We start from the raw sequence: 16,576 nt of genomic DNA on the forward strand, positions 1-16,576 counted from the left end.
GGTGAAGGACATTCGTCGCAAGGTCCGCAGGGCACAGACCATCGTCCCCTTCGGCGTCGGCGGAATCATCGACCTCCGAGGCGAATCGTTCGTAGCCGCTGATATCCGAAGCTGGGCGGCGAGCGCGGAGCGAGTGGAAGCACCACGGCTCGCAAAAAAATTGAGGGTTGCAGAATTCCGCTCGGCCCCCGTCATCCCCTCCGGTAAGGCCGCCTACGCTACTCGCGTCGGGCCCTCGTACATACGATTTCCCAAGTGGCTGTTCTGCCCTCAGTGCAGGGAAATGCAGCTCTGGTCCTCGGATCGCGAGGTAAGAGACAAGCAACCGACCTGCGGGCGTTGCCCAGGAAAGTCGCAACTGGCCCCGATGCGCTTCATCCAGGTATGCAGGGCAGGTCATATGGCTGACATCGACTGGCGTCGATGGGCTCATTCCAACAGCGAAGGCCATGATCAGCGCCAATGCCAGGTTCGGCGGCTTCGATTCGTCGCCACACCCGAATCCTCGGGACTGGAAGCCCTGCTCGTCGTCTGCGTCGCCTGTCGGGCCGGACGTAACCTGGCAGGAATCAGCCAGAAGAACATCCTCAAGCAGACGCGCCTGCGATGCCTCGGAACCCACCCCTGGCAATCCGACACCGATGAGGCGGATCCCTGCGAGGAAGCGCCGCAAGCGGTACAGCGCGGCGCCTCCAACGTGTACTTCCCGATCACGCACTCGGCGATCGACATCCCGGCCCCTGCGGGTCTGTCCGAGGATGACGAATTGGCCCAGAAGGTCGTCAATCACTTTCTGTGGCCGGACTTCAACAGCGAAGATCCCGGACCGCGTTCCGATTCCTTCAGAACTGTGATTGCCCTCCAGTGCGAGGTACCGGAGGAATTCGTGGAAACTGTGCGACGCCGCCATGCCGATGAAGCTGCGTCGATGTCGTTCGCGGCAGACTCGGACGATGACCTCAGCATCGCCGAATGGGCAGCCTTTTCCGCCCCGGAATCCGTCGCCGACTCGAAGACCTTCTCCGTGCGTCGGACCCACCTCGGGGTCGACCACGACGACCCGGATTCCATACAGAAGTTGGCTGCGAACATCTCGGCAGTGGTCATCGCCGACCGGGTACGCGAAGTACGTGCGCTCGAAGGTTTTTCGCGGTACGAGCCCAGCTCAGGTGACGGAGAGGAAGGCGAGGGTGGGCGCGTGGTGTCGGTCAACACGCAGACTCGGACCCAATGGCTGCCTGCCATTGAGACCTACGGCGAAGGGATCTTCATCGCCGTCGACGAGGAGCGTCTGAGTACCTGGGAGAACGTTCCAGCGGTACGCGACTGGACGCGGCGCATCGAACGCAACCTGGGCGCCTCTTACAAGGCCGATCGCCTCAGAGGAAAATCGGGTCCGGAACTCCTCCCGCGGTTCGTGATGCTGCACACCTTCGCCCATCACTTCATCCGCCAACTCTCGTATGACAGCGGGTACAACGCGGCATCACTACGGGAGCGCGTCTACGCCCGAAGTCATGCCCCGGGCAGCGACCTTCCACCCCAAGCCGGTGTGTTCATCTACACGGCCGCCGGGGATGCGGAGGGAACGCTGGGCGGCCTCGTACGCCAGGGGAAACCACCGAATCTCGCCGAGACCTTGATCCGGCTGCTCGAATCGGCACAGTGGTGCTCGCAGGACCCTCTGTGCGCCGACTCGACCGGTAGGTCTCTGGCCAACCTCAACCGTGCTGCCTGCCATGCGTGCACGCTCCTTCCCGAGACATGCTGCGAGATCGACAACTCGCTCCTGGACAGAACACTGTTGATCGGTGACGGCGAGGTCCCGGGATTCTTTCGGGGAGTAGTCCAGGCCGCGCTCGATGAATCGGCGGGGGCCGTCGAACTACCATGAAGATCCCTTCGCTTCTGGATCTCGAAATCGAGCAACAGGCCGTGATCGAACTTCCCTTCCACGGAAGTAACGTCATCACCGGGGCAGCCGGCGCCGGAAAGACTGTGATGGCCGTCTACCGTGCCTGGGCACTGGCGATCGCGGGCCGCGACGTGTCCCTCTTCACACGCTCCAATCTGCTGCACCAGTACCTCGCTCAAATGGCACCGGACCTCACGGAAGCACTCAACGTCACCACCTACCATCGGTGGATCAGAAATTTCTGGCGCCGATGCTTCGGGGTCGATCCGCCGCGGACCGACGAGGATGGTTGGAGCTACGACTGGAATGAGATGCAGCGGGACTGCATCTTGCAGAGAGTCGAATCAACCGCGCATCTCGTGATCGACGAGGGGCAGAACCTGCCCGTCGCCTTCTATCAGTTGTGCCGAATCCTTGGCGTCGACATCACCGTGTGCGCAGACGAGAACCAGCGGATCGGCGACGAGCAGAGCACCGTGTCCGAGATTTGCCGGGCCGTCGCCATGTGGGGCGATCCACTCGTGCTGCGTGAGAACCGCCGGAACAGTCGGGAGATCGCGATGCTGGCTTCCGAGTTCCACGAGGGGGCTGGGGATGAGATTGCTCTGCCGAGACGCATCGGTCCTACACCCACCCTCCTGAGAGTGCCCTCCCTGGAATATTTCCTCACCGGAGTTTCCCAGTACTTCAGCACGTACCCGAGACGAAGCATCGGAATCATCTGCCGGTCGACTCATTTGCTGCGCGACATCCAGAGCAAACTCACGCACCTTGGGCTTGCGAAGCACACTCAAGCGTATGCTCATGACGATCGGTACCGGGACACCGTCGATTTCTCAACGCGCCCCATCCGGATAGTGAGCACGGCCAGCATGAAGGGTCTGGAGTTCGACAGCGTATTCGTGCCGGACCTGGACTCCTATGCAGACGACCCAACCAGCATCGACGCGCGTCTTCGCTTCTTCGTGCTGTGTACTCGCGCTCGCCACGATCTCCAATTTGCTTTCCGCGGCCCCCAAGAGCCTGCCATCCTTTCGAGCATCCCGGAATCCTTGCTGGCCCGGCACACCGGCTGATCTTGCAGGCGGCCATTCCCGGCAGCCGCCGATTGTTTCGCCTCTTTCCGTGCATCGTCGCCGTCCATAACTTCCCGGAGCCCGGAGCGGAGTTGGTCCGGCGGGCCTGGTGGAAGAGAAATCGTAGTGGTCGAAATGATCCGTTGGTCAAAGTCGCCCTACAGCTACGGGAGCGGGACGGAATATGTCCAGATCACCGACCTGGCCGTTAACACGGTCATACGGGACTCGAAGGACCCCTGATGGCGCCATGATCGCCTTCCGGGGGCTTGGGGGCGGTTCGTTCTGGGGTACGGGGCGTGCGGTTGGGGGGCTAGAGGTATGGGCGGATGATGATGTTCGGGCGGTCCGGGCGGGATTTGGCCAGGTGGAGTTTGGTGCGGATCGCCGCCACCAGTTCTTCGGGGTGGTCGCGGATCAGGGCTGGGGCCGCGCTCGTGACGTCGATGCCGTGGGACTCCAGGAGCAGGCGGCGGCGGAGGGTGGTGCGGTATTCGGCCACGCCCAGGTGGTATTCCTCCGAGTCGACCTCCAGGGCCACCCCCGCGAACGGCCAGTAGGCGTCCGGGCGGGCCAGGAAGGTGCCTGTCGGGGTGAAGAGGGCCGGGTTCCAGAGGGCGTCCGGGAGGCCGGCGGTGTGGAGGGTGGTGCGGGCCTGGCCCTCGGCGATGGAGCGGATGCCGGCGCGGAGTTCGTCCAGGGCGGTGCGTACCGCCGGGTTGCGGAGGGCGTGGGAGGCGTGGAGTTCGGCGCGGAGGTCTTCCGGGTGGCAGCTGCACCGCTGGACTGTCGTCGCGAGGATCGCGCGGATCCGTTCCGGCGAGGGCTCCTGGGCCGCGAAGTCGGAGGCCGCGCGGACCGGGCGTACGCACGGGATGCCGTCGACCAGCAGCGTCGGCGGCCAGCGGCTGGTGCGGCGCAGGTGTACGTACGCTCTGTCGCGCAGGCCGCGGCGTGCGGCGACCAGTACGTCGGCGCGGTCCGTGCCCGCGTCCCGTACCCCGTACAGCGCGAGCGCCGCCTCGCCGGTCAGGACGGCCTTCGTGCCCGAGAGGGCGGCTGTCTCGGTGTCCGCGTAGAGGACGGCGGCGAGGAGCCGTTGGCGTACGTCGGGAGCGCCGGTCTGCATCAGGACGACGCCGGGCAGCGGGCGCTGCCAGGGGCCGGACGGTGCGCAGCGGGCGCCGGCGGTGCTGGCGGCGAGGCCGGCGGCACGGAGCTGGCGGGTGGTCGCCAGGCGCCGCTGCGTACGGGACAGCTGGGCGATGGCCGCGTCGGCGGGGGTGGTTCGGGGCATAGGGGTTCCGTGCCCGCGCCGGGCCTCAAGTGGACACGCGTCGGCGGACTGTGACGATCTCTTGCGTCCTCCGTAGCGTTCAAGGCAGATGGTCATACCGGCTCAGGAAAGCTTCGATCGCCTCGTGCACCGCCTCCGGCTGGTCCAGGTGGACATCGTGTGCCGCGGACGGGATGACGCGCAGCTCCGTCCCCGGGCGGCGCGCCCTCATCGCCGCCGCTTCCGCCTCCGGCATCGAGCCGGCCTCACCGCGTACGACAAGCGTCGGGCAGCGCACCCGTGACCACTCGTCCCAGAAGGAGCGGCGGGCGTTCTCCGCGACACAGGCGACCATCACCTCCCGTTCGACGCGCGGGCGCAGGCCGTCCGGGTGTTCCGCCAGGCCCGCCGCCCACGCGCGGCCCGCCGTGCCGCCGCCGAAGAACGCCGTCGCCGCCTCCATGGACGCGAACGGAACCGGCCAGGAGTCCAGCCAGCCGCCGATACGCGCGGGCAGCTCCGGGCTGGGGCCCTCGGGGCCCGCCTCGATCAGTACCAGTGCACTGAACACGTCCGGATGAGCGGCGGCGGCGAGCATGGCCGTATGACCGCCCAGGGACTGGCCCACGAGGACGGGCCGCTCCAGCGCCAGGTGTCCGGCCACCGCCACCACGTCCCGTACGTGCGCCGCGCGCGAGACGTCCGCCGGGCGGAGTTCGCTCGCGCCGTGGCCGCGCGCGTCGTACGCCACCACGCGGTGCGCGGGCCGCAGCAGCCGTACCAGCGGGTCCCATTCGGCGGCGTGGCCCGCCAGGCCGTGGAGCAGGAGTACGGGCCGCCGCGCGCCGGCCCCGGCGTCACCGCCGCCGGGCCCCGCACCGACCCCCGCGTCACCGGCGTGGTCCCTTCCGCGGTCACCGCCGTGGTCCACATACGTCAGCCGTACGCCGTCGTCGCTCCGCGCCGTTCCCGTCGTGTGCGCCATGGCGTCGAAGGTCCCGTGGAAACGCTTTCCGGTTCCGTTGAACGGACCCGCCCCGCCCTCCGTACTCATCAGCAACTCCCCCATGGTGGCTGGGCGCGTGAACGGACGACAGGGTCCGGATCACGCGCCCAGCGGCTTCATCACGCGCCCGGCGCCTCGTGGCGCGCCCGGCGCCCCGTCACACTCCCGGCGCCCCGTCACGCACCCAGCAAGTGGGACACCGTGTAGATCAGCAGGCCCGCCAGCGCGCCCACCACCGTTCCGTTGATCCGGATGAACTGGAGGTCGCGGCCGATGTGCGCCTCGATCTTCTTGGAGGTGTCGGCCGCGTCCCAGCCCGCGACCGTGTCCGAGATCAGGGAGGTGATCTCACCGCGGTACGTGGAGACGACATACGCCGCCGCGTCCTCGATCCATCCGTCCAGCTTCCCCTGGAGCCGGGCGTCCGTCGCCAGCCGCGAACCCAGGGAGAGCAGCGAGGCGCGCGCCCGCAGGCGCAGTTCGCTCCGGTCGTCCTCGGCGGCCGACATGATCATGGCCCGTACGGAGGCCCAGGCCGAGGCGATGATGTCCTGCACCTCGGGGCGCGCCAGCAGCTCCGACTTCAGCCGTTCGACCCGGGCCCGGGTGTCCGTGTCCGACTGGAGGTCCGCCGCGAAGTCCCGCAGGAAGCGGTCGATGGCGCCGCGCGCCGGGTGGGCCGGCATGTCGCGCATCTCGGTGATGAAGCGCAGCAGTTCCTTGTAGACGCGGTCGCCGATTCTGCGGTCCACGAAGCGCGGCGTCCAGCCCGGCGCCCCGCCCTGGACCGCGTCCATGACGGAGTCCCCGTGCTCCACCAGCCAGTCGTGCGCGCGGGCGCAGATCAGATCGACCGCGCGGTGGTGGGCGCCGTCGGCGACGACCGTGTCCAGGGTCTTGCCGAGCCCCGGCGCGATCTCGACCGCGTCCGCGCGCCGGGTGATCGCCTCGCCGACGACCGCCTGCACGTCCGAGTCCCGCAGGACGGTCAGCGCGCCGCGCAGCGCCGTGGACAGTTCGGCGGTGACCCGGTCGGCGTGGTCCGGTTCCGCGAGCCAGGTGCCGAGCCTGCGTCCGATGCCGAGAGCCCTCAGCCGGTTCCGTACGACCTCGGCGGAGAGGAAGTTCTCCCCGACGAACGCGCCGAGCGACGTGCCCAGTTGGTCCTTCTTGTTCGGAATGATCGCGGTGTGCGGGATGGGCAGACCGAGCGGGTGCCGGAACAGCGCCGTCACCGCGAACCAGTCGGCCAGCGCGCCCACCATGCCCGCCTCGGCCGCCGCGGCGACGAAGCCGGCCCAGCCGCCCATGCCGGAGTTCTTCGCCCACGTGGCGAGCACGTAGACCAGGGCCACGAGCAGCAGCAGTCCGGTGGCGGTGGTCTTCATCCGGCGGACGCCGCGCAGCTTCTCCTCGTCGGCGGCCGTGTACGTGAAGGCGGGGAGCGCCGAACGCTTTCCGGTCCCGGACGGCCGAGGTGCGCCGGCCCCGCCGCCGGGCACACCTGACCTGCCGGACCCACCGGCCCCGCCAGGCCCACCAGACCCACCGGACCCGCCTGACCTGCCGGACCCGCCGGATCCAACAGGCCCACCAGACCCGCCGGGCAAGCCCGCACCCTCGGCGCCACCCGCACCCCCACCGCCACCGCCACCACCGCCGGTGGCGCTGCCGCTACCGCTGCCGCCGCCCTCCACCGCTCTCTCCGGATCTGTACGTTCCATCCGCTCCACCCGATCCACCCGTCCGCGCGAGCGCCGTGCTCAGCGCACTCTGCTCAACGCTTCATGCTCCCGTTCTCGTGCCCGGCACACGGCCGTGCCCACCGCCGCACCCCAGCCCCTACCGCATTGTCCTCGCCTGAGGTACTCCCGGGGCGCACGTCGAGTTCCCGCGCGATGTCGGATGATGGGTTCCGCAGGTAGGGATCAGGGAGACACGGGGGACACGGGGGCTATGACCAGACATCGCGGATACGCCCTGTTCGGGGCGCTGGTCGCGGTGGTGGCGCTGGTGTGCGGCGTCATCATCAGCGGGTACGGGCTGCTGGACGGCGGCGGCAGCGGCTCGCGCGAGGACGCGGGAGGCTCCGGGGACCGCCGTCCCCACGGCCGCACCCCGGTGGGGACGGCCGCGCCCGCCTCCGCCGACCACTGGACCGGCACCTGGGCCGCCGCTCCGTCGGGCGCCGAGCCGGGGGCGCCGGTCGGCCATCCCGGGCGTTCCATCCGTAACGTCGTGCACACCAGCATCGGTGGCACCAGCGTCCGGCTCACCTTCTCCAACCTCTACAGCCCCACCCCGCTGCTCATAGGCGGCGCGTCGGTCGCCGTCGGCGAGGGCGGGGGCGGACCCGAGGCGGTCGCCGGGACCATGCGGCAGCTGACCTTCGGGCGCCGGGCGGCCGTGACCGTACCGCCCGGCGGGCAGATCGTCAGCGATCCCGTGGCGCTGCGGGTCCCGTACGCCGGCGATCTGCTGGTCACGCTCCACACCCCGCGCGGCGGCGGGCCCGTCACGTATCACCGGCACGCGCTCCAGACCTCGTATCTCGCCGACGGCGACCGTACGCGGGACCTCGACGCGGCCGCGTACGCCCCGTCGCGCAGGGTCTGGCGCTATCTCACCGCCGTCGACGTCCTCAACCGCGAGGCGCGGGGCGCGGTCGTCGCCTTCGGTGACTCGATCACCGACGGGGTCGGCTCCGGTTACGGCGCGAACCGCCGCTGGCCCGATGTGCTCGCCGCGCGCCTGCGCGACCAGCACATCGGCGTGCTCAACGAGGGCATCGGCGGGAACCGCGTCCTGAGTGACGCGTCGGCGCTGCGCAACGGCGCGAGCGGGCTCGACCGCTTCCAGCGTGACGTACTCGAACGGGCCGGTGCCAAGGCCGTCGTCATCGACCTCGGCATCAACGACATCCTGCGGGGCGGCGAGACCGACCCGGCCAGGATCACCGCCGGGCTGCGCGAACTCGCCCAGCGGGCGAAGGCACGCGGGCTGCGCGTGATCGGATCGACGCTGACACCGTTCGGCGCGCACCGCGGGTACAACGCCGTCACCGAGTCCGTACGCGACCGGGTCAACGAGGAGATCCGCTCGGGCCGGGTCTTCGACGAGGTCGTGGACTTCGACAAGGTGGTACGCGATCCGTACGCGCCCGACCGGATCAGGCCGGTGTACGACTCGGGCGACGGGCTGCACCCGAGCGAGGCCGGGTACCGGGTGATGGGCCGTTACCTGAGCCTCCGGCTGCTGGAGGACCGGGCCCCGGCCCAGCTGTGAGTGGGGAGGGCCGGCTGTCAGCGTGCGGGGCGGCGGCCGGCCGCGAGCGTCTCGCACCAGAGGCAGCGGCCGGCCACGAGCGTCTGGCACCCGGGACGGCGGGGGCACCGAGGACGGCAGGAGCGGCGGGGGCACCGGGCGCTGCGGGGGGCGCGGTGACTGTCGCGCCGATGACGAGCACGGGGGACAGCCGGCGGCTGCCTGCCGCCTGCCGCCTGCCGCCGTGACCGTCAGTCCAGTTCCTTGCGGTCCGTCGTCTTCTTCTCCAGCTTCTGGCGCCTGCGCTCCTCCTTGAGCCGGCGCTTCTCCGACTCCCGTACCTTGCGCTCCACCCCGACCCCGCCCATCAGCGCGAAGCCCGAGATGATCACCCGCGGCGCCCCCGGGCTCGGCGTGCCCTCGCCCGACTCGCCGAAGCCGCCCATCAGTCCGAAGCCCCTGACCTCGACGTCCATGTCCGGCGGTACGGTGATATGCACCCCGCCCATGATCGTGAAGCAGCGGATCACCACATCGCGGTCCTCGAACCGCGCCTCGCGCAGATCGATCTCACCGCCCCCCATGAGGACGGCGGTCGTGAACCTGCGGGCCACCGTCCACGTCCCCCTGCGGCGGAAACCGCCCCAGAGCGCGAAGGCGGCCTTCGAGGTGGCCGGCTCCCGGCCGATCCGGTCCTGCCAGTTGCTCACCTCACCGGCACCGCCCGCACCACCCGCGCCGCTCACACCACCCACACCGCCCACACCGGTCTCGCCGCGCGCGCCGAGGGACGTGCCGGGTGCGAGCGCCACGTCCGTTGTCGTCCCGGGCGCGGGGAGATCCCGTACCAGCGGCGCCAACTCGCCATGGGTGCGCGCCTTGAAGGCCGCCTCCAAGCGCTCGTCGAACTCCTCCATATCGAGCCGGCCCTCGGCCACGGCCTCGCGCAGCCGCTCCGCGACCCGCTCCCGCTCGGCGTCGGAGGCCCGCGTATCGGGGCTGGGGTAGGGCCGCGGATCAGGCCGGTCACTCGTCATGCGAGCAGACTAGTCAACGGTGCGGCTCTCGTCACACAGCTGATCGATCGGCATACATCTTGGCGATGACCGCCTCGATATCCGGCTCCCGCACCGACAGATCCACCAGCGGATACTCCGCCGCGATCCGCGCGACCAGCGGCGCCGCGGACTCGGCGGCGGGGAAGGCCAGCCACTGCCGCGGCCCGTCCACCCGTACCACCCGCGCGCCGCCCACCTCGATCGGCGGAAGCTCACGCTCCAGGTCGACGACGAGCGTCCGCTCGCTCTCCCCCACTTCGTGCAGTCCGGCCAGCCCGCCGTCGTAGAGCAGCCGGCCGTGGTCGATGACCATGACTCGCTTGCAGAGCTGCTCGATATCGGTCAGATCGTGGGTGGTCAGCAGCACGGTCGTGCCGCGCTCCGCGTTCAGATCCCGCAGGAACTCCCTGACCTTGGCCTTGGAGATCACATCGAGACCGATCGTCGGCTCGTCCAGATACAGGACCTCCGGGTCGTGCAGCAGCGCCGCCGCGATATCGCCGCGCATCCGCTGGCCGAGCGAGAGCTGCCGTACGGGCACGTCCAGCAGCTCGGCCAGATCGAGGAGTTCGACGCAGCGCTCCAGATTCACCCGGAACCGCGCGTCCGGCACCCGGTACATCCGGTGCATCAGCCGGTACGAGTCGATCAGCGGCAGATCCCACCACAGCGTGGTCCGCTGCCCGAAGACGACACCGATGCGCTGCGCCAGCCTCGTACGCTCCCGGGACGGATCGATGCCCGCGACCCGCAGCCGCCCGCCGCTCGGGGTCAGAATGCCCGTGAGCATCTTGATGGTCGTGGACTTGCCGGCGCCGTTCGGGCCGATGTAGCCGACCATCTCGCCGCGCGGCACGCGGAAGCTGATGCCGTCGACCGCCCGCACCTGGTGCTTCTCGCGGCGCAGCAGCCCGGCCTTGCGACGTACGTCGAAGACCTTCTCGACGCCGTCCAGCTCGATGAAGCCCGCGCCCTCAGTGCCCATCAGTGCCACCCGTGCCGTTCATGCCACCCGTGCCGTTCGCGTCATCCGCGTCATCCGTGCCATCCGTGCCGTTCGTACTATCCGTGCCGTTCGTACTCATGAACGCTTTCCCCGATTCTCTGTACGCCGCGTGCCCATCCCCGTACGCTCCGGCCGGCTCCCCGCCGGCCGCTCAGCTCCCCGTACTCCGGTACGCCCGCAGCCCCACCCGCCACGCCAGCCCCGCCAGCGCACAGCACGCCACCGCCACCAGCGGCGGCAGGAACGCGACGAGATCCGGCAGCCCCAACGGGTTCTCCCTGCCCAGGACATACAGCGCCGGGATCCAGTTGACGAAGGCCAGCGGCACCACGAACGTCACCCCGCGCACCAGGTCCTTCGCGAAGACCGTCGGCGGGTACTGCAACAGCGCCGTCCCGCCGTACGTGAACGAGTTCTGCACCTCGGAGGCGTCCTGCGCCCAGAACTGGAACGCGCCGCCCGCCACGAACACCGCCGCGAAGATGGCCGCCCCGCTCAGCACCATCATCGGAAGCATCAGCACGCGCGTCACCGTCCAGTCGATGTCGACCGTCAGCAGGGCGTAGCCCAGAACCAGCAGGCCCTGCACGACCCGGCCGAGCCGGCGCAGCGCGAACCGGTCGGCCGCCACCTGCGCCAGTACGGGCACGGGCCGCAGCAGCAGCGTGTCGAGCGTGCCGTCCCGCACCCGGCGGCCCAGCCGGTCCATGGAGCCGAGCACCAGATCGGAGAGGCCGAAGGCCGTGGCGGACGTGCCGTACAGGAAGGCCACCTCGGGCAGCGAGTAGCCGCCCAACGCGTCCACGTGGGTGAACATCAGCAGGATCGCGACGAAGTCGAAGGCGGTCGCCGCGAAGTTCCCGAACGCCGTCATCGCGAAGGACGCGCGGTACGCCATCGTGGACCGCATCCACATCGCCACGACCAGGCCGTACACCCGGAGTCCGTCGCGCAGGGCGGCCCGCCGCGACACCTGCGGAATCCACGCCTCCGCGGATACGTCCGCACGCCCGGCCGTCTCCACCCCTGCCCCCGCCGCCCCTGCCCCTGCCTCTGCCCGTGCCCCAGCCCCAGCTGCCACCCCTGCCCCAGCTGCCACCCCTGCCCCAGCTGCCACCCCTGCCTCTGGTGCCGCCGTCCCGCTCGCGGCGATCTCGTCAGCCACCCTGGACCACCACCCTCCGCGTCGCGACGCTCTGGAGCAGCCGCCCCGTCGCCAGCAGGGCCAGCGCCCAGCCGGCCTGGAACGCGTACGCCCCGGCGAGGTCCCACCCGGTGTGCTTGCCGAGGAAGACATCCGCCGGGATCTGGAGCAGCGACGACCAGGGCAGCGCCCGCGCCACCTCCCCCAGCACCCCCGGGAAGAGATTGAGCGGCAGCAGCAGCCCGGAGAAGAACATCCCGGCCAGCATCGCCATCTGCGCCACGCCCGCTCCGTCCATCAGCCAGAACGCGGAGAGCGCGACCAGGAAGCGGATCGCGAAGCTGACGACCACTCCGAGCGCCACGGCGACCAGGAACGCCAGCCAGGTCAGCGGATCCGCCGGCAGCGCCAGCTCGAAGGCGAACGCGCCGAGCGCCATCGGTACGATCCCGCGCCCCAGCAGATGGAACGCCGCCCGGCCCAGATCCCCGGCGAGCCACCACAGCTGGAGATCGGCCGGCCGGTAGAGGTCGACGGCGATGTCACCCGTGCGGATTCGCTCGACCAGTTCGTCCTCGAAACCGCCGCCCATCATGGCGCAGGTCATCAACAGCGCTTGGCCGAGCCACACATAGGTGACGGCCTGGGAGAGGTCGTAGCCACCGAGCTGCGGCCGCTCGTCCCAGAGGGCCGTATAGGCGTACGCCAGGATGAAGCCGAAGACGGTGTTGGTGAACACTCCCGCGAAGGTGGCCACCCGGTAGGTCGCATAGCGGCGGAACGCGCCTGCGGCCACTACTGCGTACAGCCGCACTACAGCCCCCTCCCCCATGCCATTTCCCCCACACCCTCAGCGCGTCGTCGTCCTCTCGGCACCAAAGCGAACGACCCTAGCCCACGGGACCGGCCACCGCGACCGGTTATCCGGCTGTCGTTACTCCCTCGTTCTGTCCGCGTTTCATAGGAGTAGGCAGCGTTTCCCGGAAATGCGCAGCATTTCTTGGGATTGCACCGCGAATCGCCTGATACGACACCGTGAGGCCGGTAAGTGAACCGCCGGCCACGGCCGAGGAGTCACCACTGATATGAGCGACGAGCCACGGCAGTACGGCTGGGCCCCACGGGACCCCTCGGCCCCCCGTTCCTCACCCGGCCGGCCGGGTGGGCAGGGCGGACCTCCCGGGCGTCCCCGCACCGGCCGGCGCAGAGCCCTCCCGACCCGGCGCACGCTGTTCGGCGGGCTGCTGATCTTCGTGCTCGTCCTCATGGGCGGCTTCGTCGTGGGCTACAAACTCGTCAGCATCCCGCCCGCCAACGCCGCCGCGACCGCCCAGTCCAATGTGTACCTGTACGCGGACGGCACCCAGCTCGCCCGTGACGGCGAGGTCAACCGCGAGAACGTCCGGCTCGCGCAGGTGCCCAAGCATGTGCGGCTGGCCGTACTGGCGGCCGAGGACCGCGGCTTCTACGGCGAACCCGCCGTCGACCCGCAGGGCATGGTCCGCGCCGCCTGGAACACCCTCACCGGCAAGGGCACCCAGGGCGGCTCCACCATCACCCAGCAGTACGTCAAGAACTACTACCTCGGCCAGGAGCAGACGATCGTCCGCAAGGCCAAGGAATTCTTCATCGCGATCAAGCTCAACCGCGAGGCGACCAAGGCACAGATCCTCCGGGGCTATCTCAACACCAGCTACTTCGGCCGCAACGCGTACGGCGTCCAGTCCGCGGCCCAGGCGTACTACGGCAAGGACGTGGAGGACATCAACACGGCGGAGGGCGCCTATCTGGCCTCCCTGCTCAACGCCCCCAGCGAGTTCGACGTCGTCGTCCACCCCGAGAACAAACCGGCCGCCCTCGCCCGCTGGAACTACGTCCTCGACGGCATGGTCAAGGAGGACTGGCTCAGCCCCGCCGACCGCCGCGCGATGAAGTTCCCGATGCCCGGCCCGGTCAGACACTCCAGCAGCGGGCTCACCGGACAGCGCGGTTATATCGTCCAGGCCGTCGAGGAGCACCTCACCGGCAACAAGATCATCGACGAGAAGACCCTGGCCGCCGGCGGCTACCGGATCACCACGACGCTCGACCGCGAGAAGCAGGACGTCTTCGTCGCCACCGTGAGGAAGCAGGTCACCTCGCGGCTCGACGCCGACCGCAAGCCCGACCGCAACGTCCGGGTCGGCGGCGTCTCCATCGACCCGCGGACCGGCAAGGTCGTCGCCATGTACGGCGGCATCGACTACACCAAGCAGTACGTCAACAACGCGACCCGCCGCGACTACCAGGTCGGCTCCACGTTCAAGCCGTTCGTCTTCGCCGCCGCCGTCGAGAACGGCTCCGAGACCCTGTACGGCGAACCGATCACCCCGTACACCGTCTACGACGGCGACAACGAGCACATGGTCGAGGGCGCCGACGGCTCCACCGGCTACTCCCCGGCGAACGAGGACGACACCGACTACGGGCCCGTCTCGGTGCGGACCGCCACCGGCTACTCCGTCAACGCCGTCTACGCGCAGATGGCCCAGGACGTCGGCCCCGGCACGGTCAGGAAGACCGCCGTCGCCCTCGGCCTCCCCGAGAACACCCCCGACCTGACCGCGACGCCCTCCATCGCGCTCGGCCCGGCCACCGCCTCCGTACTGGACATGGCGAAGGCGTACGCGACCCTCGCGAACCACGGCAAGCGCGGCATGTACACCCTGGTCGACAAGATCACGAAGAACGGTACGGAGGTGACCCTGCCGAAGCCCGACATCAGGCAGGTCATCAGCCGTCAGGCGGCCGACACCACCACGTCCGTGCTGCAGAGCGTCGTCGACGAGGGCACCGGCACCGCCGCCCAGTCGGCGGGCCGCCCCGCCGCGGGCAAGACCGGCACGGCGGAGGAGGACAAGGCGGCCTGGTTCGCCGGCTACACGCCGGAGCTGGCGACGGTCGTCGCGGTCATGGGCGCCGACCCGGTGACCGCCGCGCAGAAGCCGCTGTACGGGGCCCTCGGCCAGGCTCGCGTCAACGGCGGCGGGGTGCCCGCCGAGATCTGGGGCCGGTTCACGGCCGCCGCTCTCCGCGGCACCGCAGTACGGGAGTTCGATCTGCGGCTGGAGGACAGCTCCGACGAGGACTCGTCCAGCGACGAGGAGCAGGCGGGCCCGCCCGGCAAACCGAACGGGTCGCACCAGCCCGGCCCCGAAGGCACGGAGAAGGGCCAGACCCCGGGGCGTGGCGAGGGCCGGCCGGGCGCGGGCGGCGCGCACGACGGCCAGGCCCATGACCGGACGCACGGCTCCGAGCACGGCGAGAGCGGGAAACAGCCGGCGGGACAGCCGGCCGGCCGGTCACCGGGACAGTCCGAGGGCGGCGCGGCCACGAGCGGCAGCGGCACCGGTGGAAAGCCGACCGCCGGCGGTACCGGCGGGGGCCGGGGCGGCGGGAAGGGAGACGCGGACGACGATCAGGACGCCCGCACCTCCCGGTCCGACGGGCCCGACACCTGACGCGCCTGACGCGTCCGACAGCGGCGGGCCCGGCAGCACCCGTCAGTGACCCGACGTCGCCTTCAGCCCCACCACGGCGACGAGCAGCAGACAGACGAAGAAGATCCGGGCGGCGGTCGCCGGCTCCCCGAGCACCACCATGCCGAGCACCGCCGCACCGGCCGCGCCGATACCGACCCACACGCCGTACGCCGTACCGATCGGCAGCGTCTTGGCCGCATGCGACAGCAACAGCATGCTCGCGACGATCCCGGCGCCCGTGAAGACGCTCGGCCACAGCCGGGTGAACCCCTCGGTGTACTTCATCCCGATCGACCAGCCGACCTCAAGCAGACCGGCGACAATCAACAGAACCCACGCCACGACAAGCACCTCCGGCACGAAAAACACGGACAACAGGTGCGTCGTCTTTCGTTTGACCCGGTACGGCGCGTCTCGTCGGGGTCTTCCCACGGTAGCAAAGCGGCGGGGACCGCTGCCGGGGACCCCTGGCACGGACGGCTGCCGATAGAGCCCGGCGGCTACAGATAGAGCCCGGTGGAGTCCTCGGAGCCCTCGAAACGGTCCGCCGCGACGGCGTGCAGATCGCGCTCGCGCATCAGTACGTACGCCACCCCGCGCACCTCGACCTCGGCACGGTCCTCGGGGTCGTACAGCACCCGGTCGCCCGGCGTCACCGTCCGTACGTTCTGCCCCACGGCCACCACCTCGGCCCAGGCCAGCCGCCGGCCGACCTCCGCCGTCGCGGGGATGAGGATGCCGCCGGACGAACGCCGCTCGCCCTCCGGGATGTCCGTCCTGACCAGCACGCGGTCATGGAGCATCCGGATGGGCAGTTTGTCGTGCTGCTCGCGTTGGTTGTGGGAGTTGTCGCTCACGCCCCAGAACCTACCTGCCCGCGCCGCCGCGGCACGCCACAGGGGCGGATCAAAGCCTGCGGCGCCGCGTCGACACCACCAGCAGCCCTACGAGCCCGACCGCCACCAGCGCCACCGGCACCAGCCGCTCCATCCTCGGCGCGCCGTCGTCCCTGACGAACGGCGCCCGTACGCCGGTCAGTGTCACTCTCACGGTCTCGAACGCGCGCCCGGCCGTCTGATCCACCGTGGAGACCATCTTGGCCTTGGCGTCGCCGACGATCGTCTTCGGGTGCACCCGCACCCCGATCTCGTCGAGCGTCTCGGCGAGCTGCCCGCGCCTGCGGACGATGTCCGCCTCGATCTGCGCCGGGGTCCTGGAATCCGACACCGCGCTGCCTCCGTCGTCGTGTCCGGTAGTCCTTCGCCGACAGTCTGTCAGCTCCGCCGTCACCGCACCCGGCGGCACCCCCG

The 16,576-nt window shown here is 70.0% G+C and carries 14 protein-coding genes and 1 riboswitch; of the genes, 4 read left to right on the forward strand and 10 right to left on the reverse strand.

The genetic code is table 11. The annotated features are described in order from the left end of the window. Window position 1: 1 nt before the first annotated feature. Window positions 2–1,894 carry a DrmB family protein gene (drmB, locus tag ACZ7LS_RS04235; RefSeq protein ID WP_382875375.1) on the forward strand — a complete coding sequence of 631 codons (1,893 nt, stop codon included), beginning with the start codon at window positions 2–4 and terminating at the stop codon, window positions 1,892–1,894. Next, a complete protein-coding gene (locus ACZ7LS_RS04240; protein WP_382521235.1) occupies window positions 1,891–2,991 on the forward strand; it encodes a DEAD/DEAH box helicase in 1,101 nt (366 codons plus the stop codon). Before drmB ends, ACZ7LS_RS04240 begins: the two co-directional genes overlap by 4 nt. Before the next feature lie 313 nt (window positions 2,992–3,304). Here the strand turns inward: ACZ7LS_RS04240 and ACZ7LS_RS04245 are convergent, their stop codons facing one another. The 3 genes from ACZ7LS_RS04245 to ACZ7LS_RS04255 all read right to left on the reverse strand — a co-directional run bounded on the left by ACZ7LS_RS04245 (window position 3,305) and on the right by ACZ7LS_RS04255 (window position 6,997). Beyond that, window positions 3,305–4,288, reverse strand: coding sequence for a hypothetical protein (locus tag ACZ7LS_RS04245; RefSeq protein WP_382666325.1), 984 nt, complete (start codon window positions 4,286–4,288; stop codon window positions 3,305–3,307). A 79-nt stretch (window positions 4,289–4,367) separates the two neighbouring features. Next, on the reverse strand, window positions 4,368–5,321 hold the full coding sequence (locus ACZ7LS_RS04250) for an alpha/beta fold hydrolase (protein ID WP_385132488.1): 954 nt from the start codon (window positions 5,319–5,321) through the stop codon (window positions 4,368–4,370). A gap of 128 nt (window positions 5,322–5,449) precedes the next feature. Then, a complete protein-coding gene (locus ACZ7LS_RS04255; RefSeq protein WP_385132485.1) occupies window positions 5,450–6,997 on the reverse strand; it encodes a DUF445 domain-containing protein in 1,548 nt (515 codons plus the stop codon). Window positions 6,998–7,229: 232 nt separating this feature from the next. Between ACZ7LS_RS04255 and ACZ7LS_RS04260 the strand changes: the two genes are divergently transcribed. Further along, entirely contained in the window at window positions 7,230–8,558 is a 1,329-nt protein-coding gene (locus tag ACZ7LS_RS04260; RefSeq protein WP_382666331.1) for an SGNH/GDSL hydrolase family protein, read from the forward strand. Between the two features lie 230 nt (window positions 8,559–8,788). Here the strand turns inward: ACZ7LS_RS04260 and ACZ7LS_RS04265 are convergent, their stop codons facing one another. The 4 genes from ACZ7LS_RS04265 to ACZ7LS_RS04280 all read right to left on the reverse strand — a co-directional run bounded on the left by ACZ7LS_RS04265 (window position 8,789) and on the right by ACZ7LS_RS04280 (window position 12,559). Next, the gene (locus ACZ7LS_RS04265) at window positions 8,789–9,574 is read right to left on the reverse strand and encodes a DUF1707 domain-containing protein (RefSeq protein WP_385132482.1); all 786 of its coding nucleotides are present in this window, start codon (window positions 9,572–9,574) and stop codon (window positions 8,789–8,791) included. Between the two features lie 31 nt (window positions 9,575–9,605). After that, a complete protein-coding gene (locus ACZ7LS_RS04270) occupies window positions 9,606–10,580 on the reverse strand; it encodes an ABC transporter ATP-binding protein (RefSeq protein ID WP_382666335.1) in 975 nt (324 codons plus the stop codon). A gap of 172 nt (window positions 10,581–10,752) precedes the next feature. Then, complete coding sequence (locus ACZ7LS_RS04275; RefSeq protein WP_382521650.1) at window positions 10,753–11,583, reverse strand: ABC transporter permease; 831 nt, start codon at window positions 11,581–11,583, stop codon at window positions 10,753–10,755. Between the two features lie 175 nt (window positions 11,584–11,758). Next, window positions 11,759–12,559: an ABC transporter permease gene (locus ACZ7LS_RS04280; RefSeq protein WP_382521222.1), complete on the reverse strand. Its 801-nt coding sequence runs from the start codon at window positions 12,557–12,559 to the stop codon at window positions 11,759–11,761. Between the two features lie 271 nt (window positions 12,560–12,830). Here ACZ7LS_RS04280 and ACZ7LS_RS04285 point away from each other — a divergent pair, with 271 nt between their 5' ends. After that, a complete protein-coding gene (locus ACZ7LS_RS04285) occupies window positions 12,831–15,245 on the forward strand; it encodes a transglycosylase domain-containing protein (protein WP_385132479.1) in 2,415 nt (804 codons plus the stop codon). Between the two features lie 42 nt (window positions 15,246–15,287). Here ACZ7LS_RS04285 and ACZ7LS_RS04290 read toward each other — a convergent pair whose 3' ends face one another. The 3 genes from ACZ7LS_RS04290 to ACZ7LS_RS04300 form a co-directional block, all read right to left on the reverse strand. Next, the gene (locus tag ACZ7LS_RS04290; RefSeq protein ID WP_129769047.1) at window positions 15,288–15,608 is read right to left on the reverse strand and encodes a DMT family transporter; all 321 of its coding nucleotides are present in this window, start codon (window positions 15,606–15,608) and stop codon (window positions 15,288–15,290) included. A gap of 35 nt (window positions 15,609–15,643) precedes the next feature. After that, window positions 15,644–15,708, reverse strand: a riboswitch (guanidine-III (ykkC-III) riboswitch). Between the two features lie 58 nt (window positions 15,709–15,766). Continuing rightward, on the reverse strand, window positions 15,767–16,069 hold the full coding sequence (locus ACZ7LS_RS04295; RefSeq protein ID WP_051746386.1) for a GroES family chaperonin: 303 nt from the start codon (window positions 16,067–16,069) through the stop codon (window positions 15,767–15,769). A 103-nt stretch (window positions 16,070–16,172) separates the two neighbouring features. Then, window positions 16,173–16,493, reverse strand: coding sequence for a DUF3618 domain-containing protein (locus tag ACZ7LS_RS04300; protein ID WP_382521218.1), 321 nt, complete (start codon window positions 16,491–16,493; stop codon window positions 16,173–16,175). Window positions 16,494–16,576 lie beyond the last annotated feature (83 nt).

This window comes from Streptomyces sp. NPDC039430 (genome assembly GCF_055639435.1).

Excerpts from the sequence above, each read along its gene's own strand:
- ACZ7LS_RS04265 (WP_385132482.1), bottom strand. The coding sequence starts at position 9,574 with ATGACGAGTGACCGGCCTGATCCGCGGCCCTACCCCAGCCCCGATACG.
- ACZ7LS_RS04270 (WP_382666335.1), bottom strand. The coding sequence starts at position 10,580 with ATGGGCACTGAGGGCGCGGGCTTCATCGAGCTGGACGGCGTCGAGAAG.
- ACZ7LS_RS04285 (WP_385132479.1), top strand. The coding sequence starts at position 12,831 with ATGAGCGACGAGCCACGGCAGTACGGCTGGGCCCCACGGGACCCCTCG.
- ACZ7LS_RS04245 (WP_382666325.1), bottom strand. The coding sequence starts at position 4,288 with ATGCCCCGAACCACCCCCGCCGACGCGGCCATCGCCCAGCTGTCCCGT.
- ACZ7LS_RS04250 (WP_385132488.1), bottom strand. The coding sequence starts at position 5,321 with ATGAGTACGGAGGGCGGGGCGGGTCCGTTCAACGGAACCGGAAAGCGT.
- ACZ7LS_RS04240 (WP_382521235.1), top strand. The coding sequence starts at position 1,891 with ATGAAGATCCCTTCGCTTCTGGATCTCGAAATCGAGCAACAGGCCGTG.
- ACZ7LS_RS04255 (WP_385132485.1), bottom strand. The coding sequence starts at position 6,997 with ATGGAACGTACAGATCCGGAGAGAGCGGTGGAGGGCGGCGGCAGCGGT.
- ACZ7LS_RS04295 (WP_051746386.1), bottom strand. The coding sequence starts at position 16,069 with ATGCTCCATGACCGCGTGCTGGTCAGGACGGACATCCCGGAGGGCGAG.
- ACZ7LS_RS04260 (WP_382666331.1), top strand. The coding sequence starts at position 7,230 with ATGACCAGACATCGCGGATACGCCCTGTTCGGGGCGCTGGTCGCGGTG.